Source organism: Pantoea sp. USHLN298, assembly GCF_037149395.1.
GTDB classification, from domain to species: Bacteria; Pseudomonadota; Gammaproteobacteria; order Enterobacterales; family Enterobacteriaceae; genus Pantoea; species Pantoea astica.
In genome coordinates this window covers 89,082-113,019 of sequence record NZ_JBBCRO010000005.1, presented here as the reverse complement: position 1 = coordinate 113,019, position 23,938 = coordinate 89,082, and the positions used below count along the sequence as shown (strand labels likewise).

The 23,938-nt window shown below is 53.0% G+C and carries 24 protein-coding genes; 9 read left to right on the top strand and 15 right to left on the bottom strand.

What is annotated here, in order from left to right:
• Nucleotide 1 precedes the first annotated feature (1 nt).
• Entirely contained in the window at nucleotides 2-745 is a 744-nt protein-coding gene (locus WFK59_RS14075) for an SDR family oxidoreductase (RefSeq protein WP_233988369.1), read from the top strand.
• 108 nt (nucleotides 746-853) lie between these two features.
• Nucleotides 854-1,306, top strand: coding sequence for a cyclophilin-like fold protein (locus tag WFK59_RS14070; protein WP_336756050.1), 453 nt, complete (start codon nucleotides 854-856; stop codon nucleotides 1,304-1,306).
• 55 nt (nucleotides 1,307-1,361) lie between these two features.
• On the opposite strand, the gene WFK59_RS14065 is transcribed toward WFK59_RS14070, so the two are convergent.
• The 3 genes from WFK59_RS14065 to WFK59_RS14055 all read right to left on the bottom strand — a co-directional run bounded on the left by WFK59_RS14065 (nucleotide 1,362) and on the right by WFK59_RS14055 (nucleotide 3,976).
• Nucleotides 1,362-2,114, bottom strand: a complete 753-nt coding sequence (locus WFK59_RS14065; protein ID WP_262287713.1) for a carboxymuconolactone decarboxylase family protein — start codon at nucleotides 2,112-2,114, stop codon at nucleotides 1,362-1,364.
• 8 nt (nucleotides 2,115-2,122) lie between these two features.
• The gene (locus WFK59_RS14060) at nucleotides 2,123-2,608 is read right to left on the bottom strand and encodes a (R)-mandelonitrile lyase (RefSeq protein ID WP_336756049.1); all 486 of its coding nucleotides are present in this window, start codon (nucleotides 2,606-2,608) and stop codon (nucleotides 2,123-2,125) included.
• Nucleotides 2,609-2,761: 153 nt separating this feature from the next.
• Nucleotides 2,762-3,976 (bottom strand): MFS transporter, encoded by a 1,215-nt coding sequence (locus WFK59_RS14055; protein WP_336756048.1) that lies wholly within the window; start codon nucleotides 3,974-3,976, stop codon nucleotides 2,762-2,764.
• Between the two features lie 515 nt (nucleotides 3,977-4,491).
• Here WFK59_RS14055 and WFK59_RS14050 point away from each other — a divergent pair.
• Entirely contained in the window at nucleotides 4,492-5,376 is an 885-nt protein-coding gene (locus WFK59_RS14050; protein ID WP_336756047.1) for a LysR family transcriptional regulator, read from the top strand.
• Between the two features lie 632 nt (nucleotides 5,377-6,008).
• Here WFK59_RS14050 and WFK59_RS14045 read toward each other — a convergent pair.
• Nucleotides 6,009-6,197: a general stress protein gene (locus WFK59_RS14045; RefSeq protein WP_233988374.1), complete on the bottom strand. Its 189-nt coding sequence runs from the start codon at nucleotides 6,195-6,197 to the stop codon at nucleotides 6,009-6,011.
• Between the two features lie 855 nt (nucleotides 6,198-7,052).
• On the bottom strand, nucleotides 7,053-7,628 hold the full coding sequence (locus tag WFK59_RS14040; RefSeq protein ID WP_233988375.1) for a TetR/AcrR family transcriptional regulator: 576 nt from the start codon (nucleotides 7,626-7,628) through the stop codon (nucleotides 7,053-7,055).
• A gap of 115 nt (nucleotides 7,629-7,743) precedes the next feature.
• Here WFK59_RS14040 and WFK59_RS14035 point away from each other — a divergent pair, with 115 nt between their 5' ends.
• Nucleotides 7,744-9,174 (top strand): amidase, encoded by a 1,431-nt coding sequence (locus tag WFK59_RS14035; protein ID WP_336756046.1) that lies wholly within the window; start codon nucleotides 7,744-7,746, stop codon nucleotides 9,172-9,174.
• 114 nt (nucleotides 9,175-9,288) lie between these two features.
• On the opposite strand, the gene WFK59_RS14030 is transcribed toward WFK59_RS14035, so the two are convergent.
• The 3 genes from WFK59_RS14030 to WFK59_RS14020 all read right to left on the bottom strand — a co-directional run bounded on the left by WFK59_RS14030 (nucleotide 9,289) and on the right by WFK59_RS14020 (nucleotide 12,545).
• A complete protein-coding gene (locus WFK59_RS14030) occupies nucleotides 9,289-10,044 on the bottom strand; it encodes an alpha/beta hydrolase (RefSeq protein WP_336756045.1) in 756 nt (251 codons plus the stop codon).
• 176 nt (nucleotides 10,045-10,220) lie between these two features.
• The gene (locus WFK59_RS14025; protein WP_336756044.1) at nucleotides 10,221-11,636 is read right to left on the bottom strand and encodes an NAD-dependent succinate-semialdehyde dehydrogenase; all 1,416 of its coding nucleotides are present in this window, start codon (nucleotides 11,634-11,636) and stop codon (nucleotides 10,221-10,223) included.
• Between the two features lie 99 nt (nucleotides 11,637-11,735).
• Nucleotides 11,736-12,545 carry a helix-turn-helix transcriptional regulator gene (locus tag WFK59_RS14020; protein WP_233988379.1) on the bottom strand — a complete coding sequence of 270 codons (810 nt, stop codon included), beginning with the start codon at nucleotides 12,543-12,545 and terminating at the stop codon, nucleotides 11,736-11,738.
• 226 nt (nucleotides 12,546-12,771) lie between these two features.
• Between WFK59_RS14020 and WFK59_RS14015 the strand changes: the two genes are divergently transcribed.
• A complete protein-coding gene (locus WFK59_RS14015; protein ID WP_233988380.1) occupies nucleotides 12,772-13,395 on the top strand; it encodes a pyridoxamine 5'-phosphate oxidase family protein in 624 nt (207 codons plus the stop codon).
• Between the two features lie 354 nt (nucleotides 13,396-13,749).
• Here WFK59_RS14015 and WFK59_RS14010 read toward each other — a convergent pair whose 3' ends face one another.
• Nucleotides 13,750-14,370, bottom strand: a complete 621-nt coding sequence (locus WFK59_RS14010) for a LysE family translocator (protein WP_336756043.1) — start codon at nucleotides 14,368-14,370, stop codon at nucleotides 13,750-13,752.
• Nucleotides 14,371-14,691: 321 nt separating this feature from the next.
• Between WFK59_RS14010 and WFK59_RS14005 the strand changes: the two genes are divergently transcribed.
• Entirely contained in the window at nucleotides 14,692-15,375 is a 684-nt protein-coding gene (locus tag WFK59_RS14005; RefSeq protein ID WP_336756042.1) for an O-methyltransferase, read from the top strand.
• Nucleotides 15,376-15,604: 229 nt separating this feature from the next.
• On the opposite strand, the gene WFK59_RS14000 is transcribed toward WFK59_RS14005, so the two are convergent.
• The 3 genes from WFK59_RS14000 to WFK59_RS13990 all read right to left on the bottom strand — a co-directional run bounded on the left by WFK59_RS14000 (nucleotide 15,605) and on the right by WFK59_RS13990 (nucleotide 19,231).
• The gene (locus tag WFK59_RS14000) at nucleotides 15,605-16,030 is read right to left on the bottom strand and encodes a GNAT family N-acetyltransferase (protein WP_422394609.1); all 426 of its coding nucleotides are present in this window, start codon (nucleotides 16,028-16,030) and stop codon (nucleotides 15,605-15,607) included.
• A gap of 290 nt (nucleotides 16,031-16,320) precedes the next feature.
• The gene (locus tag WFK59_RS13995) at nucleotides 16,321-17,664 is read right to left on the bottom strand and encodes an MFS transporter (RefSeq protein WP_336756041.1); all 1,344 of its coding nucleotides are present in this window, start codon (nucleotides 17,662-17,664) and stop codon (nucleotides 16,321-16,323) included.
• Between the two features lie 403 nt (nucleotides 17,665-18,067).
• Complete coding sequence (locus WFK59_RS13990; RefSeq protein WP_233988387.1) at nucleotides 18,068-19,231, bottom strand: mandelate racemase/muconate lactonizing enzyme family protein; 1,164 nt, start codon at nucleotides 19,229-19,231, stop codon at nucleotides 18,068-18,070.
• A 181-nt stretch (nucleotides 19,232-19,412) separates the two neighbouring features.
• On the opposite strand from WFK59_RS13990, the gene WFK59_RS13985 reads away from it, so the two are divergent.
• Both WFK59_RS13985 and WFK59_RS13980 read left to right on the top strand, forming a co-directional pair.
• Nucleotides 19,413-20,339, top strand: coding sequence for a LysR family transcriptional regulator (locus WFK59_RS13985; RefSeq protein ID WP_233988389.1), 927 nt, complete (start codon nucleotides 19,413-19,415; stop codon nucleotides 20,337-20,339).
• Entirely contained in the window at nucleotides 20,326-21,147 is an 822-nt protein-coding gene (locus WFK59_RS13980; RefSeq protein ID WP_336756340.1) for a colicin-like pore-forming protein, read from the top strand. The genes WFK59_RS13985 and WFK59_RS13980 overlap by 14 nt, the downstream gene beginning before the upstream one ends.
• A 129-nt stretch (nucleotides 21,148-21,276) precedes the next feature.
• Here WFK59_RS13980 and WFK59_RS13975 read toward each other — a convergent pair whose 3' ends face one another.
• From WFK59_RS13975 to yajD, 3 genes are all read right to left on the bottom strand, one after another.
• Entirely contained in the window at nucleotides 21,277-21,504 is a 228-nt protein-coding gene (locus tag WFK59_RS13975; RefSeq protein WP_336756040.1) for a colicin E1 family microcin immunity protein, read from the bottom strand.
• 441 nt (nucleotides 21,505-21,945) lie between these two features.
• Nucleotides 21,946-22,374 (bottom strand): glutaredoxin-dependent arsenate reductase, encoded by a 429-nt coding sequence (gene arsC / locus WFK59_RS13970; protein WP_336756039.1) that lies wholly within the window; start codon nucleotides 22,372-22,374, stop codon nucleotides 21,946-21,948.
• Nucleotides 22,375-22,732: 358 nt separating this feature from the next.
• On the bottom strand, nucleotides 22,733-23,080 hold the full coding sequence (gene yajD, locus WFK59_RS13965) for an HNH nuclease YajD (RefSeq protein ID WP_336756038.1): 348 nt from the start codon (nucleotides 23,078-23,080) through the stop codon (nucleotides 22,733-22,735).
• Between the two features lie 195 nt (nucleotides 23,081-23,275).
• Here yajD and WFK59_RS13960 point away from each other — a divergent pair, with 195 nt between their 5' ends.
• Nucleotides 23,276-23,815, top strand: coding sequence for a GNAT family N-acetyltransferase (locus WFK59_RS13960; RefSeq protein WP_336756037.1), 540 nt, complete (start codon nucleotides 23,276-23,278; stop codon nucleotides 23,813-23,815).
• Nucleotides 23,816-23,938 lie beyond the last annotated feature (123 nt).

Below are 23,938 nucleotides of genomic sequence, written 5' to 3'. Positions count from 1 at the left end.
AATGATTAAAGAGAAAGTGATTATTATTACCGGTGCGTCATCCGGTATTGGTGAGGCGACAGCGAAATTGCTTGCCCGCCAAGGCGCCAGAGTGGTGCTGGGCGCCCGCCGTGAAGAGAATCTGAAGCGTATTACTGACGAAATCGTTGAGCAAGGTGGACAGGCCGTTTATCAGGTGCTGGACGTCACTCGCCAGGAAGAAAACGATCGCATCGTTAAACTGGCGCTGGAGACCTTTGGGCAAGTCGACGTGATCTTCCTTAACGCCGGGTTGATGCCCCTCTCTCCGCTCTCGGCGATGAAAACTGACGACTGGCATCAGATGATCGATGTGAATGTTAAAGGGGTGCTGAACGGCGTGGCGGCGGTGCTGCCACACTTTACGGCGCAGAAATCGGGACAGGTCATCGCGACCTCTTCCGTGGCCGGCCTGAAAGCTTATCCCGGCGGGGCGGTCTATGGTGGCACCAAATGGTTCGTGCGCGATTTTATGGAAGTGCTTAGGATGGAATCTGCGCTGGAAAAAACCCACATCCGCACCACGACGCTCTATCCTGCTGCGATCAACACTGAGTTGCTGTCGACCATCAGTGAAAAAGAGACGCGCGATCAGATGCAGGGACTGTATGACACCTATGGCATCCCACCGGAAAGAATTGCCAGCGTGGTCGCGTTTGCCATCGATCAGCCGGAAGACACCACCGTTAACGAGTTCACCATTGGCCCGGCAAACCAGCCCTGGTAACCGGCTCATGCGTAGCGTCACCTGCCGTCTCGCGGCAGCGGCCTCTGTCGCTGAACAGCGGTTAAGCCAGGTTCAGCGGCGGATTTCGGTTCCTAAAGGGAGTCAGAGATGCGATTACCCCTCAGATTAGTGACGCTCGGTTTGCTGAGTTTCGCGACATCCGGATTCGTCCAGCCTAAGGCGGGAACCGCGACAGCGGCACCGGAAGAGAAAATGATAACAATGCGTATTGATCAACAACCGTTCACGCTTGTTCCGGCCGATAATGCGGCATCACGCGCGTTGATGAAACAGCTGCCGCTTAGCGTGGAAATGCATGAGCTGAACGGGAATGAAAAGTTCACCGATCTCACCTTTTCGTTACCGGTCGGCCCGGTTGTTACGGGCGAGATCAACGCCGGGGATGTCATGCTGTATGGCACCCATACCCTGGTGTTATTTTATCGATCTTTTCAGACCTCTTATCGCTACACGCGGATTGGCCGGATAGCCCATCCCGAAACGCTGGAGCAGCATGCGGGGATGAAAGCGGCGAAAATTAGCGTGACGTTGTCACCCTAAACCACAGCGCGTTTCCCCTGACATAAGCGCCGGAGCCGGGTCCGGCGCTTATCCGTTATTTCTGTTCCACTGAATCGAGCGCCGCCTCAAGACGATCGGCCCAGCCGCGCGCGCCCTGCTGCCTGAAAACCGGCACCAGCTCTCGCAGTTGATCCCTGCTCAGTCCGACATTCAGGCTGATGCCGAGGTGCGCTTTTAGCTGTGGTTCCACCCCTTCCAGGGCGGCCAGCGTGCCGACCGTTGCCAGTTCGCGATTTTTCCAGCTCAGGTTATCGCGCTCAAAAATATCCCCGAACAGGTGTGACTGTAGGTAATCGTTCATCACCGGCGCGAAGTCAAACAGGGGTCCGGCTACCGGGCTGCCAACCAGCGCTGTCTGGTTGCGTTTACCGGCGGCAGGCATCGCCTCCGGCGTCGGAATCGGTCCTGGCTCACGACCTGGCGCATCCTGTTTGCCCTGTTGTCGCCGGGCTTCTGTGACTTTCATCAGTTCACCCAGCGCATTAAGACTGCGCGGAAAACCGGCATAGGCATAAAGCTGCACCAGCACCTCACGGCAGTCACTCAGGGTCAGCCCCTCATCCAGAGCGCGATTCAGCGCCGCGTTCAGTCCGGTCAGATCGCCTGTGGCAGCCCAGGCGGCGAGGGTCGCGATATTCTTCTGTTGCAGGGAGAGTGGCTCGGTCTGTTTCTGCATCTGTACCTCAATTTTTTTCCGTTCAGCCTCCGGGCTGGCTTCCGCCGCACCCAGCGACGGGGCCAGAGCCATGCAGAGTATCAGTGCGGTATTCATCTGTTTAATCATCATGTTGCCTCTTACGATTTGCCTGCTGCGCCATACTGCTCATCGCTGACCTTCTCCAGCCAGTTCACTACCCTGCCATCCAGCGCTTCCGCGATGGCGATATGAGACAGGCCTTGATGCGGAGTGGCTCCGTGCCAGTGTTTGACGCCAGCCGGAATCCAGACGATATCGCCCGGCCGGATTTCGTGCACCGGCTCTCCCCATGCCTGCACCCGCCCCGCGCCAGCGGTCACAATCAGCGTCTGACCCAGAGGATGGGTATGCCATGCGGTGCGGGCAGCTGGCTCAAAGGTCACGGTAGCTCCACTGACCCGCGCAGGTGCGGTTGCCTGGAAAGGCGCATCAATTCGCACTGCGCCGGTGAAGGTATTAGCGGGTCCCTTAACCGAGGGTTTATCGCCGCTGTGGGACAGCGTTAACGATGCTTCCTTTTCCTGAGCGGAAACGGCTGAGATGGAGAGCGCAAGTGCAAGCGCCATGACGGTGAGTTTCTTCATACGGCTCCTTACTGACCGGGGTTAAACCATTCAGAACGGTTGTCGCGTGCTCAGACGTTCTCTTGCGATGAGGTGACGCAGCGGCACGGTTTGGGTTAGCGCGCTGAGATCACGGCCCGGCGGCGGACCCACTGCCGGACCGGTTCGTCAGCGCTACGCAGGCTGCTGCAGGCCCTGCACAGCCAGGCCACGGCGAGCGGCCAGCACGGCAAACAGCGCAGAGAACAGCAGGATCACCACGCCAAAGGCAAACGGGCTCCACCAGCCAGCCGCGTCGAAGAGCTGACCACCGAGGCTGGCACCCAGCGTGATCGCCAGCTGGATCACTGCCACCATTAATCCGCCGCCCGCTTCAGCCTCTTCCGGCAGCGCGCGGCTGAGCCACAATCCCCAGGCGACGGGCGCTGGCGTGGCAATTAATCCCCACAGCGTTAACAGCAGGCCCGTTCCCCACAGGGAGTGCCCCTCCACGATCAGCAGACCGCCAATCAGCGCCATCGCCAGCGGGATCACCACCAGCCAGATAAACAGGCGGTGCGCCAGCAGGCGCCCGATAAACCAGGTTCCCACCAGACCGGCGGCACCCAGCAGCAGCAATATCAATGAGAGCGCATCCACGCTGGCACCGGTTACCGACTCCATAAAGGGGCGCAGATAGGTAAAGATGCTGAACTGCCCCATGAACAGAAACATAATGCCGGTCATTCCCAATGCGACATGCGGATGTCGCAGTAACCGCAGTGGGGATGCCGTAACCTTTGTCGTGGCACCTGATAGAGAAGGAATGCTGCGCCATTGCCAGATAAAAGCGACCAGCGCCAGCGGCACCACCATAAAAAAGACACCACGCCAGCCAATATACTGCCCGAGAAAACTGCCAAGCGGTGCCGCAACCGTGGCCGCCAGCGCGTTACCGCCGTTGATCAGCGCCAGCCCTTTAGCCACCGAGTGGCGTGGAACCAGCCGCATCACCGTAGCGGTGGACATCGACCAGAATCCTCCAATAGCAACGCCCAGCAGCGCGCGCCCCAGCATAAACATGAGGCCATTTACAGCGAAGGTCACCACCAGACCAGAGAGCGCCAGTAACAGCGTAAAGGTTACCAGCACCTTTTTACGGTCGCGCTGACCGGTTAACGGGGTATTAAGCAGGCTGGTGAGCACGGCAAAAAAGCCGCTGATCGAGATCGCCTGGCCTGCCTGTCCCTGACTGATGCTGAGATCGCTGGCAATGGGCGTCAGCAAGCTGACCGGCATAAATTCTGAGGCGATGAGTACCACCACGCCCAGCGCCATCGAAAAAATGGCACCCCAGGCAGCACGGTGAGGTTGCGCGGCAGCAGCCGCGTGAAGGTTAACTGAAGACATGTTCATTCCTGCTATGCAAAGACGTCAGCGATTTTATCCCGGAAGGAATGTTTTGATTAATAGCGGTAAACGGGATGCAATTGTGAGATAAATTCATCAATAGGTAGCCGACCGGGCTACGGCACGCAGAACGGCAGCCCATTAATCGCTGAAAAGAGTGCCATCTGCCTTGATCACGCGTCCGCCTGATACCCGCTGGCCTTCAGCGCTTTTGGTTAAATACCGTAACGGCGACAGGGAATGCGCTAAATAAGGTAAAACGGCGGGTTTGTTATGCTGGCAAAAATGAGCGGAATCATTAATCGTATAAGGCGCAATGCCCTGATGAAAGGATTTCTCAAATCATTCTGACCGCCGCCGAACAGCTGCGACTGACCGGAATCAACACGCTCAGTGCGGCCGGTTTAACGGAGCGATCCAGCCCCGTTTAAATAGCAGGGTGATGGCAGCTGGCACTCAGATCCGATAATCTGCAACGACTTGTGAATAGTCGTCACAAATAAAGACAGGATCTTATGAACGATATTCAGGCGTTTATCGCGGTAGCGCGCGAAAAAAGTTTTACTAAAGCCGCCGCAGGGCTCGGCGTCAGCCCTTCTGCGTTAAGTCACACCATCCGTAATCTTGAACAACGGATCGGGGTCCGGCTACTGGCGCGGACTACCCGCAATGTCGCCCCCACCGAAGCCGGTGAAAGATTGCTGAACGCGGTCGCGCCGTTATTTGAACAAATCAATGATGAAATTGAGCGCATCGGCGAATTACGCGATACCCCGGTGGGGAATATTCGTATTACCTGTTCAGATGATGCCGCCGAAGGTTTATTACGGCCAATGCTCCCGGCATTCCTGGAGAAGTATCCGGATATCAACGTTGAAATCTGTATTGACTACGGTTTTACCAACATCGTGTCTGAGCGATTTGATGCGGGCATCAGGCTGGGCGAATCGATCAGTAAGGATATGATCGCGGTGCGCATGGGCCCGGACTGGCGTCTGTCGGTAGTCGGTACGCCCGCTTACTTTAACACCCATCCCGTACCGGTTATCCCGCAGGATCTGGCTCATCACCGTTGCATCAATATTCGTCACTCCCCGGTCGGCAGTATTTATGCCTGGGAGTTTGAGAAAGCGGGAAGGAAACTGAATATTCGGGTAAACGGACCGCTGATCTCCAACAGCATTGTCCATGTTCTGAATGGCGCACTGGACGGCATCGGCCTGGCTTATGTACCGGAATCAATGGCTAAGCCGCATATTGAACAAGGAAATCTGGTGGAGGTGCTGGCTGACTGGAGCCCGACATTTGAAGGGTTCCACCTCTATTATCCCAACCGCCGTCATACCTCTTCTGCTTTTGTTGCCTTTGTTGACGCTGTTCGATACCGCGGCAAAGCGTGACGGGATAAGGATGGCAGCATCAGACGAGCGCGGCAGGGAGATCATGACCCACGCCGCCCTCTCAATTACGAAATCCCTCATCAGTGATAAATAAAAAAAAGCCCGTCTTGACGGGCTGAACGCGAAGCGTTGCGTAAAAATCACACCACGATATCCTTCCACCACAGAAGACGTGAGTTTTACTGGATCGCTCTCCGTTAGATAACGGCATAACCTGTAACTCACGAGATCAATGGGTTAAATTACTGCCGGCCAAATAGCATACGAATAGCACGGTAATAGATCCTTTCCTCTTCCATGCTTTCACAAAGCTCAAGACGTTTGACTAATTTACAGCAAATAGTTTTACGGTTAATGACCTTATCCGAGCGCATTAATTCACAGACAATAGAGCCGATAATCAGTGACCGTACGACGTTTTCGTCACTGAGATTCATTTTCTCTAAAAATTGAGATAGCAGCTCACTATTATTATCTCGCATAGTTACCTCAACACGATTAAATAATCGCCACTGCTTTCCAGCCATGCAAAAAAGCAAAACACAACCCCGTTTTTTGCATGCGCTATTACTCAGCTAATCAGGCAGAAAATTGAATTAAGCGACCAGCGGTTACTCATCCGACCTTTACTCTCACCCGGCCGCTTTTTCTGAAGGTGGCCTGCGGCTTATTTTTCCACCCAGCCGTCCCGCTTCAACAGCCCGCTCTGGATTATTTTTGAAGTTTCCCCCACTGATCTGTCCGCCTTTACGTCCCGCTTCACGCGCCCGCTCTGGATTTTCCGCAAAGTTGCCCGAACCACCACGCCGCCGTTGTTGCATAGCCTCACCTCATCTCTATTTACCAATAAAAAGAATTAATAAACCAATCACCCACTGGAATTAAATATTAATTCTCAATCGGATATTATCAAGATAAATATTTAATGCCAAAACAAAGCCCAGCGGCATATTTTAATAGTTTTTAATATTACAAAAAAATAAACCCATCATCAAAATCAATGACTTGAAAAATTTATTTATACAAGGAGTCGACTGGCTGTATAAATTTGCAAAATGTGCGATATGTGATCTTAATCACATTTATCGATAAAGTCATTCTATGGCTTCGCTTATAAAAAATCCATTCTCAACTGGTTGAATTTTATTCCATCAACCCGATCGTTAGTAAATTGTTAATCAGGATTAATTGCTATAGACGCTATTTCGAAAATATCCACCGCTGCGGGTTCCTTTGATTTAAATCGTTATTAACGGACCGGCACAATCCGTCCAGTGTAAATCAGGGAAACGAGAGCCAGGGCATGAAGGCTCAGGGAGATAGCCTGGTGACTTCAATTATCTCTGGCACTGATTGCTTTCAACAAGCGGTAGTCACTCTTTTATCGATTCTCGCCCGTTAAGCGAACAAATCAGCGTGCGGCCAGGTTCATGGTGCAGGGTTCAGCAGAGCGACGGGAAAAAAGATGGCTGATTTCCCGGTCACAGCCCGATTCTAAACTTTTTTTCAGGCAGTCAGGTTTAACGCCGCCGTTGTTGGTCTGGAGAAGATGTTTTGCGGTTAATCAGAGGCGATGTCTGCCTGGCCTGAGGATCGCAGGATGCAAAAAGTCAGCACGGTAAGCCGCCGCTACGCCATGCCGGGGTTTGCAGGGTGATGATGACGCGCACCGTCAGTCAGAGCTGCCTGAGCATCGCAGCTAGCTTTTCGAGTACGTAATCCGCCGCGCCTTCAAATCCACTGTTCTGGGCGACCACCTGTAAACCTTCCAGCATCAGGGTGATCTCTTTTGCCTGCGCCTCCGGCTGGCTGGCACCTGCACGGGCACACAGCGCCACCAGCCGATGAAATTGCCGCTGCTTATGCGCAAAAATAGCCTCTCTGACCTCGGGATACTGGCCGGTGGTTTCAGCCAGCGTATTGGTAAACGGGCAGCCTCGCTTTAGCGATCCGCTGAGATTGCCGACAATAAACTGACCAAATCCCAGAATCTGCGCTGCCGGATCGCCAGGAGTCTGCGCTTCAAGCCGATCAAAAACCTGACTGTAGTCCTCTATCAATAATTCGATCCACGCCAGCACCAGGGATTCTTTGGAGGAAAAATGACGATACAGCGTCATCTTGGTGGATTCGGCTCTCTCTGCAATGGCATCTACCGTCACACGGTTGATACCGTCCTGATAAAAAAGCGTTTCAGCCGCCTGAAGAATGCGTTCTCGCGGCGGCAGTCGCGGCTGAGTCTCTCTCGGCATAAATCCCCCTTGCAGCGATACTGGCTAGTATAATACGATACCAATCGGTATCATTTGATACTAACCAGTATACACGCGTGCCTGCTGCTGGTCTTGCCTGACTAACCGGAATCCTATGAAAATTTCAGAATATATCGCCTGTGATGCCACTGATCTCGCCCGATTGATTGCCCAGGGCGAGATAACTGCCGCAGAAGTTAAAGAGGTCGCAGTAAACGCGATCAACAAGGTTAACGGCAGGATCAATGCCGTCATTGAAGTCTGGCAACAGGAAGAGAGCCAGCCGCAAGGGCCATTTCAGGGTGTCCCGATGCTGGTAAAAGATCTGGGCATTGCTGTCAAAGGACAACGCAACGAACTGGGTAGCCGGCTGGCGGCAGGCTACCTCTCCCCTCACGATTCCCATCTCGCACAGCGAATGCGGCGCGCCGGTCTGATGTTACTCGGCCGCACCACGACGCCTGAACTCGCTACCAGCACCACGACCGAATCGCAATTTCACGGCGCTACCGCGAATCCGTGGAATCCCGCCTTCAGTGCTGGCGGCTCAAGCGGCGGTTCGGCGGCAGCCGTTGCTGCCGGTATGGTGCCGGCCGCGCACGCAACGGACGGCGGAGGATCGATTCGCGTACCGGCGTCAGCGAATGGACTGTTCGGCTTAAAGCCCAGCCGCGGGCGCATCAGCATGGGACCGGACGTGGATGAAGTCTGGTCCGGGCTGGCGGTGCAGGGTTTTATCAGCCGGACGGTGCGCGATAATGCAGCGCTGCTGGATGCGGTACAGGGCAACCAGGCGGGCGATCCCTTTATTATCGCCTCTGCTGCGCCGAGTCTGCGCGCCTGTGTCGGGCAGGACCCCAACCCGCTAAGAATCGGGGTGATGGCACATCCGCTTAATGGCGCACGCAGTGAGCCGCAGGTGGTTGAGGCGCTGCAACAGACTGTCGGGCAGCTGATTTCGCTGGGCCATCAGGTTGAAGAGGTGTCGCTGGAGATCGGCAGCTGGGACGCATTCGTTGAGATGAACGCGCGATTCTGGGCAGCCAATACCGCGGCATGGATCGATGCGCTGGCCTCAGCGATGAACAGACCGGTAAATGACGATACGCTGGAGCCGACAAATCTGGCGCTGTGGCGACTGGGTCATGAACTTACCGCCACCGATATGATCACCGCAATGCAGATGCGTAACAGCGTCACGCAGAAAATGGCGCAGTTTTATCAGCAATACGATCTGTTACTGACGCCGGTTTTGCCAGCCTCTCCCGCTCTGCTGGGGGAATATCATCGTCACCAGCAACAGCTGGATGGACGCGGCTGGATGCATCACGTCTTCGATCAGTCGCCCTTTACCGCGCTGGCTAATGTCTGCGGCACGCCAGCCATGTCGGTGCCATTGGGTTTCAATCCGGTGAATAACCTGCCGATGGGGATGCAATTTTTGGCCGGTTTCAATCAGGAAGGGCTGTTGTTCAGTCTTGCTGGTCAGCTGGAGCGCGCATTTCCGTGGCATCAGCGAAAGCCGGCAATCCGGGCCGGTGATTGATGCCCGCTGCGCTCAACAGAGGATCGCTTTGGCGGTAAAGCAGAGGCGTATCGGCGCACTAAAATGCCCCAGCAGAAGCAGAGTGATCCCTGCTTCTGCTGGTTATAACGGCAATTAGTGAGATAACGTTTTTGCGGCGTCTTCGATAATGGCGGCAATCTTTTTCGGTTGTGAAGCATAAATAGCGTGGTTACCTTTCAATTCGGTCACCTTGCTGTTGGCACGCTTCGCCATAAAGCGTTCCAGTTCAGGATTGATTGCCCGATCCTCAGTGGCAACGACCGCCCAGCTTGGTTTGGTTTTCCATGCCGGTGCGCCAGCCGCCGCACTGAATGCCGCTACCGCAGGCATCACCTGAGAGCGCGCCAGCAGGTCCGTTTCTTTTACCGGTAAATCGGCGGCAAAATCAGCGTGGAAAGAGGCGGGTTGCAGATAGAGGAAATGATCGTCCGTTTCGGCGATAGAGTGCGCAGCGGGCGGATATTTTTTTGCCAGGCTCAGCAATGAATCGCCTGCATCGGGCTCCATCGCCGCAATGTAGACCAGTCCCGCGACAGAAGGATCGTTACCCGCATCGCTGATGATCATCCCACCGTAACTGTGTCCCACCAGCAGTGTTTTACCGGTCTGCATTTTCAGTACGCGTCGGGTCGCGGCGACGTCATCCGCCAGTGAGGTCTGCGGCTCCTGCACGATAGAGACGTTATAGCCCGCTTTACCCAGCATTCTGGCAATCGGATTCCAGCCAGATCCATCAACAAACGCACCGTGTACCAGCACAATATTTTTTACCGGTTCCGCTACTGAGGTAGCAGCATAGAGAGACATAACCAGACCTAACGCGATAGAGACCATTGATTTATTAAACATTTTATTCACCTTATCCGTTCCAGATTTGTTTTCAGGGCGCGACCTCTCCAGGCCGTGACGGTTTCGTCTTATCGGCCTTATGATCATCAACCCGTTTTTAACGTTGTGTGTTCGCACGGCGCGCCTGACCCGATACGGCGTTGGTTGGCGTCAGCGTGCCTTTCAGGAAAGCCCGATCAGAGCGGATCTTTCGCCCAGACCGCCTGAGCATTGGTAAATTCGCGCAGACCGAAATAGGAGAGTTCCCGACCGTAGCCGCTCTTTTTCACCCCACCAACAGGAATGCGGGCGTTGGTTGCGGAGAAGCCATTAATAAACACTCCGCCGGTTTCCATACGGCGAGCCAGCCGTTGTCCTCGCGTGATGTCGCCGGTCCAGAGATTGCCACCCAGCCCATAATCACTGTTGTTCGCCAGTTCAATGGCATGTTCAGCATTTTTCGCCACCGAGATGGCCGCAACAGGCCCAAAGGTTTCCTCATCAAAGGCCGCCATACCCGGCACCACATCAGCCAGCACCGTCGGAGCATAAAAGTTGCCGCTCCCTTCCAGTTTTCTGCCACCCAGCAGCAGCGTGGCGCCAGCGGCCAGGGTGCGTTCGACCTGATCATGCAGTTCATCACGCAGATCTTTTCTGGCCATCGGTCCTACCTGGGTCTGCGGGTCCCGCGGATCGCCCACTTTCAGCTCACTGACCGCCCTGACGAACTTGCGGGTAAACTCATCAGCAATCGGTGCTTCCAGAATGAACCGCTTCGCAGCCAGACAGACCTGCCCGGCATTCTGGAAACGTGCCTCAACCGCCGCCTTCACCGCCCGATCGATGTTGGCATCGGCCAGTACGATAAATGCATCCGAACCGCCCAGCTCAAGCAGGCTTTTTTTCAGCGCCCGACCCGCAATAGCCGCAACCGCAGAACCGGCCCGCAGACTGCCGGTTAAGGTCACCGCTGCAACACGATCATCTTCAATGACCCGTGCAACCGTTTCGTTGTCGGCAACCAGATTGGTGAACAGCCCTGCCGGGAAGCCTGCGCTTTCATAAACCTCCTGCAGCGCATAAGCCGATCCCATGACGTTGGGCGCGTGTTTCAGGATGAAGCCATTACCGGAGAGCATAATCGGACCCGATGCGCGGATAACCTGCCACAGCGGAAAGTTCCACGGCATCACCGCCAGCACGGAACCGATTGGCAGCCAGGAAACATAGACCCGATCATCGTTTTCGACGGAAACCGGTTCGTCAGCCAGCAGCGCCGGGCCATTTTCCGCAATCCACTCAATGGTGACGGCGCATTTCTCTACTTCTGCACGGGCCGCGGTCAGGGTTTTCCCCATCTCTGCGGTGATGATTGCCGCCAGCGTGTCTGAACGTTCACGTAACAGCGCGGCGAGACGACGGTAAGCAGCGACACGCTCACGCATCGGTGTGGCACGCCAGATGCGGAAAGCCGCAGAGTTTTGCTCCAGCAGGCTTTCAATCTGCGCTGCCGTCTGTCCGGCGTAGCTGGTTATCAACTCGTCGGTCGCGGGATTACGGGATACTGCCAATGTGGCTGAAGATGTATCGGGTGTGGCTGATTGAGATGTCATGTTCACTGCCTCCTGAGAGATTTAATGCAGCGCGATTGTGCTGCCTTGAATCCATCTTAGGCATCTCAAATCAGCCCAGGAAGGCGTCTTGTTATCCTATTACTGCGAGTCACTGGCAACGTGTCGGGGGATATAGGTCACCAGTGAGAGGTCGGGTCTGCCTTCCGGTGTTAAGGCGACGTAGGTAAATTCGATGTGTCCGGAGGTCGGATGCATCAGCCGCTTACTGCCTTCGCTCATGCCCATCACTTCGGTGTCCTGCCACCATTCGTGAAACTCCGCTGAGTTTTCAGAGAGCTCTTTGATCAGCGCATCAAACGGGGCTTTATTTTGTGCGTGGGCTCTTGAGGCGCGAAAAACGGAAATCATGCCGCGCGACATCTGTTCCCAGTCAAGGATCAGCGTCCGGTAGGGCTGATAGAGAAAAAGCAGCCGCAGCGTATTACGTTCGTGCGGCTTCAGCGAACCATAATCGATAAACAGATCGGCAATCGCATCATTCCAGGCGAGGATATCGAGTCGGGTATTGCGAACGTAGGCCGGTATCGGATCGATGGCTCTGACCAGCCTTTCAAGCCCTTCACTGACGCCGGTATCAGCCTGTCGCGCCACCGGTTCTTCGCGGGGCGAAAGCGCAAAAAGATGGGATGATTCGATGCGGTTGAGTTTTAAGACTTTGGCAATCCGCTGCAGCGCATCGGCAGAAGGCTTGATTTCTCTCCCCTGTTCGAGCCAGGTATACCAGCTGACGCTGACCCCGGCCAGAATAGCGACCTCTTCCCGGCGCAGGCCTGGCGTGCGTCGGGTCCCTTTCGGCAGACCAAATGCCTGTGGGTCTAGCCTTGCCCGCCGGCTGATTAAAAATGCCCCTAATTCACGCCGCTGCTCTGGTGTGGTTTTTTTTACCATTTAGCATCCCCTCTGATTTTGTTTTTTATTCTGGTTCTGCGAACAACTGACACGCTTTGCTGTTTTTATATCAAGACGGCCTTTTTATAAAAGGCTTCGCTCATGGTTACTTACACTCTTTCGCAATCGGCCGGTTAATCCCTGTTGTTTATAGCGCAGAGATGTGGCTCGCCGTAATCTGTAGCCTGGGCCGCGCGTACATAAGAGTGCAACGGAGGTGGAATAGATGGCTGATGCGACCACAGTAATTACCGAAGTAGCCGAACTTGAACGGATTTATGGTGCGGTTGCCAGACCTTCCCTGATGAAAGTCACCGATCATATTCATCCGGCCTACCGACCCTTTATCGCGGCGGCGTCGTTTGTGGCGCTGGCGACGTCCGGTCCGGACGGGCTGGACGTGTCGCCCAGAGGCGATCCGGCGGGTTTCATCGCGATTGAAGATGACCGCACGCTGCTGCTGCCTGACCGGCGTGGCAATAACCGCATCGATAGCCTGCGCAACATTCTGCATGACAACCGGGTTGCACTGCTGTTTCTGATTCCCGGTATTGGCGAGACCTTGCGGGTCAACGGCAGCGCGCAAATCAGCACCGATCCCGCGCTGATTGAACGGTTTTCCATCAATCAGCAATCGCCAAAAACCGTGCTGCGCATTACCGTTGAAAGCGTCTTTTTCCAGTGCAGTCGCGCCATTATCCGCTCAAAATTGTGGGACCCTGCGGTGCAGATTTCGCGTCAGAGCCTGCCGAGCACCGGCACGATCCTGAGCCAGCTATCCGCCGCTGAAATCGATGGCGAAGCCTATGATCAAGCCCTGCCGGAACGATTGAAAAACACCTTGTACTAGAGGTGGCTGCCGGTCAATCGGGGCTGATGCTTAGGGTGAAGCACGGCAGATCGCCTCGGTGACTGGCGCGGCTCCGGCTCGGCAGTTGCTGCATCCTTGTATGTTTAAAGCTGAACGGGGATGGGTCTAAACTTATCCTCTGTTTTTACTGATCCTGCAGCACGATTGATATCCAGGGATTAACAAGCCCGCGGGTGAGCACATTCAGGAACCAAAAGGATTGGATATACAGCTAAAAAGATAATTTACGACTCTGGATGAATCAGACGATATGTAACACTGTTCAGTCTGAACGAATACATGGTCCGCTTCGTGCCAAAAGCGGACGGCTCAGCTTTGCAAGAGACGATCAGGTTACCGGGAACTGAGAGCAAGTTTAGCCGCGAAGCATAAAAACAAGCCTCCTGTCGCTCTGTCCATAGCTTTGACAACGCTATTTTTCTTCAGGATGGCTGAAGCAAATTGTGTGGTTAAAATGAGTGTGACTGACCACATAGTCCCGATTGCAACGTGGATGCTGACAAGAATAAACGTCCATATATAAGGAGAGTGTCCGGCAGGTATAAACTGAGGCAAAAAAGAGACATAGAAAATGCCCATTTTGGGGTTCAGCACATTCCCAAGCATTCCTCTGATAAACCAGTTTCCCTGAGCAGCAATACTGCCATTGCTGTAGCTGAAAGACTCTCGCGGGCGTAGCAGCAGTTGAAAGCCCAGCCAGCTCAGGTACGCAGCACCACAAATTTTCAGTACTGTGTAAGCCAGCTCAGAAACTGCCAGCAGAGCCCCAAGCCCGAGTGCGACAAGCGCCCCCCAGATGAAACAGCCGGTATCGATACCAAGCGCGGCCTGAAAAGCTTTTTTCCCACCTTCGGCGCAGGCAGTGCGAAGGATGAGTGCAGTATCAAGGCCAGGAGTGAGGGTAAGTAACAGTGCTGCAAGCGAGAAGGCAAGAAGTGAATCGTAGGCAGTCATTTTCTTTGTCCGAAAGAGCAGATGCTAACCATTTACTTTCTTACATTCAATACATTGCACAATTTTTTGTTATAGGAATGCAACAATCCTGCCTGATAAGACCAGACTCATTTCATTGAAAAGAAGACCACTGCATATGTTAAATATTTTTAGGGTAGCGTCCGCTTCGTGCTCAGTGCGGACGTTACGTGATGCTTATGTCCGCTTCGTGCCAGAAGCGGACCTTGCTAATTTTAATCTTCAAACAGGATCGGTATAGGCGACAGATGTAACAAATGACGATTAAACTTCCATAGAGTTTCTAAGGAGAATAAATTTCATATGCGAATTCCAGATTATCCTTCACAAGATTCTGATAAGTGGGCCCAGGTAGATGCCTGGTTTTCTGAAAAGCTCGCTCCTGAAGATGTAGATTTAAAATACGCTCTCGCCAATAACACAGAACAGGGATTGCCCACACATGATGTCTCTGCTTTACAGGGAAAAATGCTGGCGATTTTCATTCAAATGTCGCGTGCCGTCCGTGTTCTTGAAATAGGCACGCTTGGGGGGTATAGCACCTTATGGATGGCCCGGGCTCTCCCACCACATGGAAGCGTAACGACAATTGAATTCAACGAGCACCATGCAGAGGTTGCTCGCCAGAATATAAACAAAGCGGGGCTGGCTGAGCGTGTCACATTGCATAGAGGAGCGGCACTTGATGTCTTACCCACACTTAATGCTCCCTTTGACCTGATTTTTATCGATGCCGATAAAGTGAATAACCCCCACTACCTTGAATGGGCTATCAAACTGTCGAAACAAGGCACTGTTATCGTAGGAGATAACACTGTGCGCGGTGGCAGTGTAATCGACTCCAGTAGTGAAGATCCGAACGTTAAAGGTCTGCGAGAATTTATCGAAATGATTTCTGAGGATGAGCGCCTTGAAGCGACAGCAGTACAGACTGTTGGTGAAAAAGGATGGGATGGTTTCGTCATGGCTATCGTTAAAGCCCGATGATGATATTTATCATTAGGAAAAACTCACTAACCGCCAGCTTTTAGTCACAATTTCTAAATGATTATCAAAGCTGTGCTGCTCGTAATGTCTATGAGTTATATCCAAAATGTCCGCTTTTCGCTCAAAGCGGACACTGGCCTGCATATCAGTCAGCTTTGTGCCAGAAGCGGACGTTGTACACTCAAAGGAACTGTGGCCGGGCATTGAGAAATGCTTGTTATGTTTGCTTTTATCTATTGGTATAGATATCAGGCCGGGTAATAGCCCACGCGTAGTTTTTCTTATTCACCGGTTCATAGCCAAACTTTTCATAAAGCCAGGGCGCAGTTGTTGTGAATAACAAGATCCTACGAAGCTTTTCAAACACCGGGTGGCTATGAATACATTCCATAAGCCATCTTCCCAACCCGTCGCCCTGGTATTCCTCAAGTACATACACATCACAAAGATACGCGAAAGTAGCATAGTCCGTTATCAGACGTGCAAATCCTGCCTGAGAATCATTGTGATAAATGCCAAAGTTAAGGCTGTTCGCTACTGAAGCCGTGACGGTTTCCAGATCTATACCTTTTGCCCATGTAGATCTCGTCAAATACTGATGCACAGCCTGTATGTTCAACTTTGCATTGTCTGTACTGATCAGAAAATCATTCATACGCCATTCGTGTATCGCTGAAATGCTCACTTTCACACCTGTCCAGATGTTGTAGGGAGACTTAACCTTATCATTATCTATGAGAAATTATCCGAACTGAATCGAGCTGACTTCCAAAGAGTGAACCGTTAGCGCTAATGCACAATGTCCGCTTTTCGCTCATAGCGGACGTTCAACACCCCAACCACTTCACGTCTTTGAAACACCCTCTCAGGTTGACATCAAACACAACTGCTCACTCGTTTTTTCGCAGCCTGCGACAGCTCCGCCCTGTTTGCTGCCGTTAGGCGTTAATCCCTGGCTGAAAGCGCGCGGCGTGGTGTCAGGCGAAACGCCTGTCTGACATCCCGTACCTTCTCGCCACGGCCTACCGCCAGCGCAAACAGTACCCCGCCGACGATGGAGAACAGCCCCATCACGCCCCAGGCCAGCGTCATGTCGCTGCCGCCGCCCAGATGTTTAAGATATCCGGCGACCAGCGGCCCGCCAAACTGGCCGATAAAATTACTGCATCCTCCGACAAACGCCACCGCAGGCACCGCTTTGCGGGTAGGCAGGATTTCCGTCAGCCGCACGTAAACCAGCGGCACCAGCATCTTCATGGTCAGTCCGACAAACATGAACAGCGCAATCTGCAACCAGTAGTAAGAGAGCGGAACAAACGCCGCGGCTGATAAGGCGATACCACACAATACGGTTGGGATGGCGGCGTGCAGTCGCCGTTCCTGGTTATAGCGGTCTGAACGGCGGGTGATATACCAGATGCCAACCATGGTCATCAGGAACGGCAGGCCACTGATTAAGCCGACCATAAATTCACTCAGCGTGCCGTAACCTTTCAGGGCCGTGGGCAGCCAGAGCGTAAAGCCGTACGCCAGCATACTGTGCAGCGAATAGCCAATCAGCATCAGCCAGAGCGCCGGTATTTTCAGGATGGTCCACCAGGGATCAGATTTCTCCTGCACATAATCTGACTGCTCCGCCGCCAGCGTTTTCTGCAATTGATCCCGATCTTCACTGCTGAGCCAGCGTGCGGCCCGGATACTTTTAGGCACCAGATAAAACCAGATGAGGCAGAACAGCCAGGCGGGCACGCCTTCAATAATCATCATTACGCGCCAGTTATGGTGTGCCAGGATCCAGCCGGAAATCGGACCGGCCAGAAAGGCGCCCGCGCCCAGACTAAGGTTCCAGATACCAAAAGCACGTCCACGTTCCCGCTTGATAAACCACTGAGCCAGGAACATCGCCGTTGCTGCCTGAATAGGGCCTTCCGTCACGCCCAGCAAAAAGCGAATCGCCACCAGTTCACTGAAGTTACGCGTCAGCCCGGTCAGCATGGCACAGGCACCAAAAAGGAACAGGCTGATACCGATGACGCGTCGCGAGCCAAAGCGCAGCGCCAGCCAGCCGGCAGTAAACTGCGTCGCCACATAGCCCCACGCAAAAGCACCGCCCAGCCAGCCCGCTTCAACGGCGCTCAGCCCCATTTCAGCGGTAATATGCGGCAGCGCCATGCCGATATTGACACGGTCAAAAAACGATATGGTGTACATGATAAATACGGCGGGTAATATTATTGTCCAGCGTTTCTTTCCGATAAGTGCATTATCCTTAAAAGCATTATCACTCATGTTAATGTCCTCGTCTGGAGCAGATGTAGGGGAGAGGAAAAGGTGATTTGTTATCCTTTTTAAATAACAGCAAGTTTATTTTTTGTATGATTATTTTATGGCGGGTTATGCAACCCAGGCCGGTCGATGTCGCCTGAATCGCCCGCCAGATAGTAATAAAAGCGATTTATATTCAGTTAATTATAAATAGAACGTAATTTATTCTTTTCCGTGTCGATAATTCCCGGCCGAGAATAAACAGCGCACAGCAAATACTCGTCACGATCGCAGCAAGATAATGTTTGTTCTGGTAAAGAAAGCGATTCAGGAGAATGTCATACCCGCCGGAATATATCGCTTATTTACGCAACGCCCCTTTCAGAATAAAGGGGCGTATCCGGCATCACCACAGCGATATCGGGACTTATTCAGCCAGCGCCCGCATCTCTTTAATCAGATCCGATTTACCTTCAAACCCGATACCCGGCAGTTCAGGCATAATAATGTGCCCCTCTTCCACCTTCACCGAGTCCGGGAAGCCGCCGTAGGGCTGGAACAGATCCGGATAGCTTTCATTACCGCCCAGGCCAAGACCCGCAGCGATGTTCAGCGACATCTGATGACCGCCGTGTGGGATACAGCGTGAGGGTGACCAGCCAAACTGTTGCAGCACGTCCAGAGTGCGCAGATATTCGACCAGGCCATAAGAGAGCGCACAGTCAAACTGCAGATAATCGCGATCCGGCCGCATACCGCCGTAGCGCAGCAGGTTACGCGCATCCTGATGAGAGAACAGGTTTTCACCGGTCGCCATCGGGCCTGGATAAAATTCTGACAGCGACGCCTGCAGAGCATAATCCAGCGGATCGCCCGCTTCTTCATACCAGAAGAGCGGATATTCCCGCAGCATTCTGGCGTAGGCGATGGCGGTTTCCAGATCGAAACGACCATTGGCATCCACCGCGAGACGCGCTTCGCTGCCGATTTCGTCCAGCACCGCTTCAATACGACGGCGATCTTCGTCCAGCGAGGCACCGCCGATCTTCATTTTTACCACGTTATAGCCGCGATTCAGGTAGCCGCGCATCTCCTGCCGCAGGGCGCTCATATCCTTGCCGGGATAATAGTAACCGCCAGCCGCATAGACAAATACGCGCGGGTTGGCTTCCACCCCTTTCATTTCTGCCAGCAGGCGAAACAACGGCTTGTTGGCGATTTTTGCCGTGGCATCCCAGATCGCCATGTCCAGTGTGCCCACGGCGACGGAACGCTCGCCATGACCGCCCGGCTTCTCGTTGCTCATCATGACGTCCCAGATTTTATGCGGGTCCAGGTTGTCGCCTTTGGCATTCAGCAGGCTTTCCTGCTCCGCTTCCAGAATACGATTGCGGAAGCGCTCACGGATCAGGCCACCCTGACCGTAACGGCCATTAGAGTTAAAGCCATATCCCACTATGCGACGGCCGTCGACTTCGACATCAGTCACCACGGCAACCAGGCTGGCCGTCATTTTGCTGAAGTCGATATAGGCATTACGAATCGGTGAGGCAATGGGTTGGGTGATTTCTACTACATCCAGAATACGCATATTTTCTCCGGCAATTTTCGTCAACGATCATTACGCACGACGACCTGCAGTCAATGCTGGCTCATGCCGGTTGTTTATTGGCATAATGCATCAGCGTCACGTTCAGGGACGTCAGTGTCTTGTCTGAACTCATCCTAAGCAGTAACGGGCTTTCGTTCTAATGCCAAAGAGGCAGGCTGTAATGCAAAATCGGCATCATCTTGAGTTAACCTGGCTTGAAGACTGCGTTGCACTGGCGCAGACGCTGAATTTCTCCCGCGCGGCCGCTTCACGATATGTGACGCAGCCAGCATTCAGCCGCAGGATTGCTTCGCTGGAAGAGTGGCTTGGCACGCCGATTTTTGAGAGAAACCGGCGTGGCGTCAGCCTGACGCGTGCTGGCGAGATTTTCGTCACGCAGATCCCGGAACTGATTCGCGCGCTTTATACCCTGAGAAGCGAAACCATTGAGGCGGCAGGTGAAACCCGACCGGACGTGGTTTTTTCCGCGACGCACTCCCTGTCATTTTCATTTTTTCCGGCGCTGATGCGTAACAATGAGAAGATTGCCCGCTTCGGCTCCTTTCGCCTGTTATCTGACACGCTGAGCGCCTGTGAGCGGATGATAGAAAAAGGAGACGCGCAGTTTCTGCTCTGCTATTACCATCCTCATATGCACATCAACCTCGATCAGTCGAAATACCTGAGCGTCCGGCTGGGACGGGAAACCCTGCTCCCCTATTCAAAATGCGATCCCCTCACCCGGCAGCCGCTCTGGCAGGCTTCGGGCGGGAAAAAGTATCCGTTCCTGACCTACTCGGCGGAGTCCGGCCTTGGCCGGATCCTGTCCAATACCTCACAGGTAAACCGGGCCAGACGAGGCATGGATATCGCGTTTACCGCCGATCTTGCCGCGACATTACTGGCGATGGTCCGGGCGGGAGATGGCATCGCCTGGCTGCCGGAAACGCTGGCAGCACCGGATGTGGATGCCGGCAATCTCGCCGTTGCGGCGGAGAAAGAGAGCGCTCTCTGGTTGCCGATTGATATCCGGCTGTTCCGGCCAGCGGCCAGGATGTCGCGGGCGGTAGAGGAGTTGTGGGCGATATTTGTCGATGAACAGATTTAGGCCAGCCGATGATTTGATCGCTGATTCAGTAAATAACGGTGGCATGCGTAAGGATGCACCATTGCAGAGACCAGGGCCTGGTTACACAGGTGACCAGTCTGAAGCTCGAATTGCACAACTGAGGGAGACTATCCGCAAGAATTATAATTTAGCGCATAGCACTCAGAGTGGAAATCGCATTTATAAAGCAAAGCAAGACACTCTTAACGCGCAACGAGAGCTGGCATCAATAAATTATTCACGCCAGCAAAAAGCGCAAGAAGCCGTAGATCTGCAAGACGGCATTAAGCTGGCAGCTGATTTCTACAGCGAGCTTACTGGAAAATATGGGCAACAGGCAGCTGCTCTTGCTCTGGAGCTTGCAGAACAGGCTAAGGGCAAAACCATCCGCAATGTTGACCAGGCTCTTGCGGCTTATGATCGATACCGCTCATATTCAGGCGCGAAATTCAGCGCAGCATACAGGGCTGCAATCATTAATGCTCTGAATTCAGTAGATATGGCTCGAATGGCGTCTCAGCTATCTAAAATGAGCAAGGCTTTTAGGTATTATGGCAAAGCAACAGAGGCATATGGTGTTTTTCAGGAGGTTAAAAGAGGGTTCGAGAGTGATAACTGGCGCCCTGCATTAGTCAAAATCGAAGCGCTCACTGCCGGGAAAGTTGCCAGTGCTGTTACTGCATTCGCTTTCTCCGCTATATTTGGTTTGCCATTAGGCATCATAGGTTTTGCCTTGATAATGGCGTTAGTAGCGGCGCTGGTGAATGAGCAACTTATGGAAACAATCAATGGGCGTTTAGGTATTTAACAGCCCAAAGTAAGCACAAAAGGCTGAACAATGTTCAGCCTTTTCAAAGAAACGGAATTGACACCAGGGAAAGGGGTATTGCAAAGAAAAAACAGAAGGCCCAATAGATTGCCACCAGACCATTTTTACCTATATCGTCTTTAAAAAACCTCGATGCCAGAAACTTTCATCAGTAAATTTTAAGGCAATACTCTCAATAGCAAACTTTGCAAATGGAAAAGCTAACCATGATACAATTGCAAATGCCATCCAGCGCTGATTTATTGGATCAGCTGGATTTCCATACCATCCTTTACCGAGAGCTAAAACGCCAATTAGCCCAATGAGCAAATTTATTAAATAATATTTTAGCTTCATTACCTCCTCCTGAAATAGCCCATCCAAACCCCAGAAAGTGCCTGACTTAATTAAATAAGCACCTGCCGTTATTATACACCTGATGATTAAAGCGACATCAACTTTTCAGTGAGTTCATCTTCAGGCATTACCACCATCCCGGCTTGAAGTTATCGATAACCGTCAGAAAATGTCCATCACGGTTGGAATTAAATCTCATCGTTTTAATCGGATGGTGTTTTGAGGGTTGGACGATGCCACCTATCTTTACATTGTTTTTCGTGAACTTCACCGGTAATAATGCCTGATCGCGTTCTGAAGTGGTCATCAGGTAACTGATACATTTGCCCCAGTGATATTCTGGCCTCAGCGAAGGGTGTACTGGGTGGCCTCTTTGTCGCCATCTGGGCCGTGGTTTTTAACCGGGTAACCGATCTCAACAGTAAAGCGATAATCCCGCTATTAATGACCGATGCGTTTACCTTGCTCATCGATGACGGTTTCACCGTCTTCTTTAGTGAAAGTCCCTCGCTGTGGCTCGGGCAGAATATCTAAAACGGCTTCAGAGGGGCGGCAAAGTCTGGTTCCCAGCGGTGTCACCACGATCGGACGGTTAATGAGGATGGGATGGGCCAGCATCGCGTCCAGCAATTCATCATCACTGAATTGATCTTCCGCCAGCCTCAGCTGCTCGTAAGGCTCAGTATTGGTTCGCAGCAGAGCCCGTACGCTGATGCCCATCTCTGCAATCCGCGTTTTCAACTCTTCCCGCGAGGGTGGAGACTGCAGATACAGGATTATGCTGGGTTCCGTGCCGCTGTTACGGATCAGCGCCAGCGTGTTACGGGACGTTCCGCAAGCCGGGTTGTGGTAAAGGATAATTTCAGTCATCGTCAACTCTCCGTTCAGGCGCAGACACAGGACAAAAGAAACAGGCGCAGGGCTAGCGTGATATTTTTTGCTGCTGAAACAAGCCTGGATTCGTACGGTTCTGGCAGGAAATAAGACCGCTGGAGCCGTGAAGATACCTTATCGATCATCGTCATTACCCCAGCCCTGGCAAATCCCCTCTGACATTTTCAGATACTTTTCACAAGCAGTGCCATGGCAGATAGCCATTGAGTTCCTCGCATTGACCGGAACTGATGAGCACTAACCTGCAGCGAAAGTGCAGCATGAGATAAAGCACGGGTCCCTAATTGAGCGATGGTCTGACACCCGTTATCCGCCAGCGATGCCCTTACAGCTGTTATTTCTTTTTCGTCAGCATCGACTTTAAATCGGCGAACGGGTTGTAAGTGGCTGCGCCGACATCATCCTGTGCATCTTCACCTGCCACCACCCGGGTACCGTAAAGATCGGCTTCGGTGTATTTAGAGTGCTCATGGTCGTGACAATAAAGGCACAATAACTCCCAGTTGCTGCCATCTTCCGGGTTATTGGTGTGGTCGTGGTCGATATGGTGAACCGTTAATTCTCGCAGGTTCGAATAGACAAATTCCCGTGAGCAGCGCCCACACACCCACGGATAGATTTTCAATGCTTTTTCACGGTAGCCGCTTTCCAGCCGCGAATAGTTTTTTGGGATCAGTACCATTGCCGATGTTACCTGTGATGTAGTGATAATCCTGCCTTTGATATCAGCAGGCCAGTCTGCTAAACAGGGTACATCAAGTCAGAAATTATGTCCGCATTTCGCGGCAGCGGAGCGAAGATGAGATGGCTCCGCCTGACTCTGCATCGTCTGAGCACTGCCCTCTCAGCATCTTTTTTAATAATAGAAGGAGGAAGCATGACGCCATTGATTGAAACGACCCGGCTGATCCTGAAACCTCTTGAGCGTAGTGACGCCGGGGCTATTCAGGCAGTTTTCCCGCGGTGGGAAATTGTGCGCTATCTGACCGCGGCGGTGCCCTGGCCCTATCCTGAAGGTGCCGCACAGCATTACGTCGACAATGTGGCCTTACCGGCCATCGCGCAGGGACAGGGATGGAGCTGGACCCTCCGGCGTCGGGAAAATCCTGATGAACTGATCGGCCTGATCGAGTTGCGTGATGTCGAAAATGATAACCGCGGTTTCTGGCTGGTGCCGGAATGGCAGAGGAATGGCTTTATGACGGAAGCCTGTCAGGCCGTCAACGATTTCTGGTTCAAGACGCTGGGCCGGGAGGTGATGAGAGTGCCGAAAGCAGCAATAAACGAAGGTTCCGTCATGATCTCACGTCATTCCGGGATGCGGCTCATTAAGACTGGCAAAAAAGAGTATGTTGCAGGTCTGCTTGATTATCAGCTGTGGGAAATAACCCGTGAAGAGTGGTGCCAAAGGCAATAGTTCTGCCTTTTATCCTCTCGGTCCTGACGGGTGGCAGGCACAGCAAAGTTAGCGACGCAGGGTAGCGCTGAATGCATTAATCGCGGTTTATCAGCCCGCCTCAACGCTGACCGCGGACCTCAT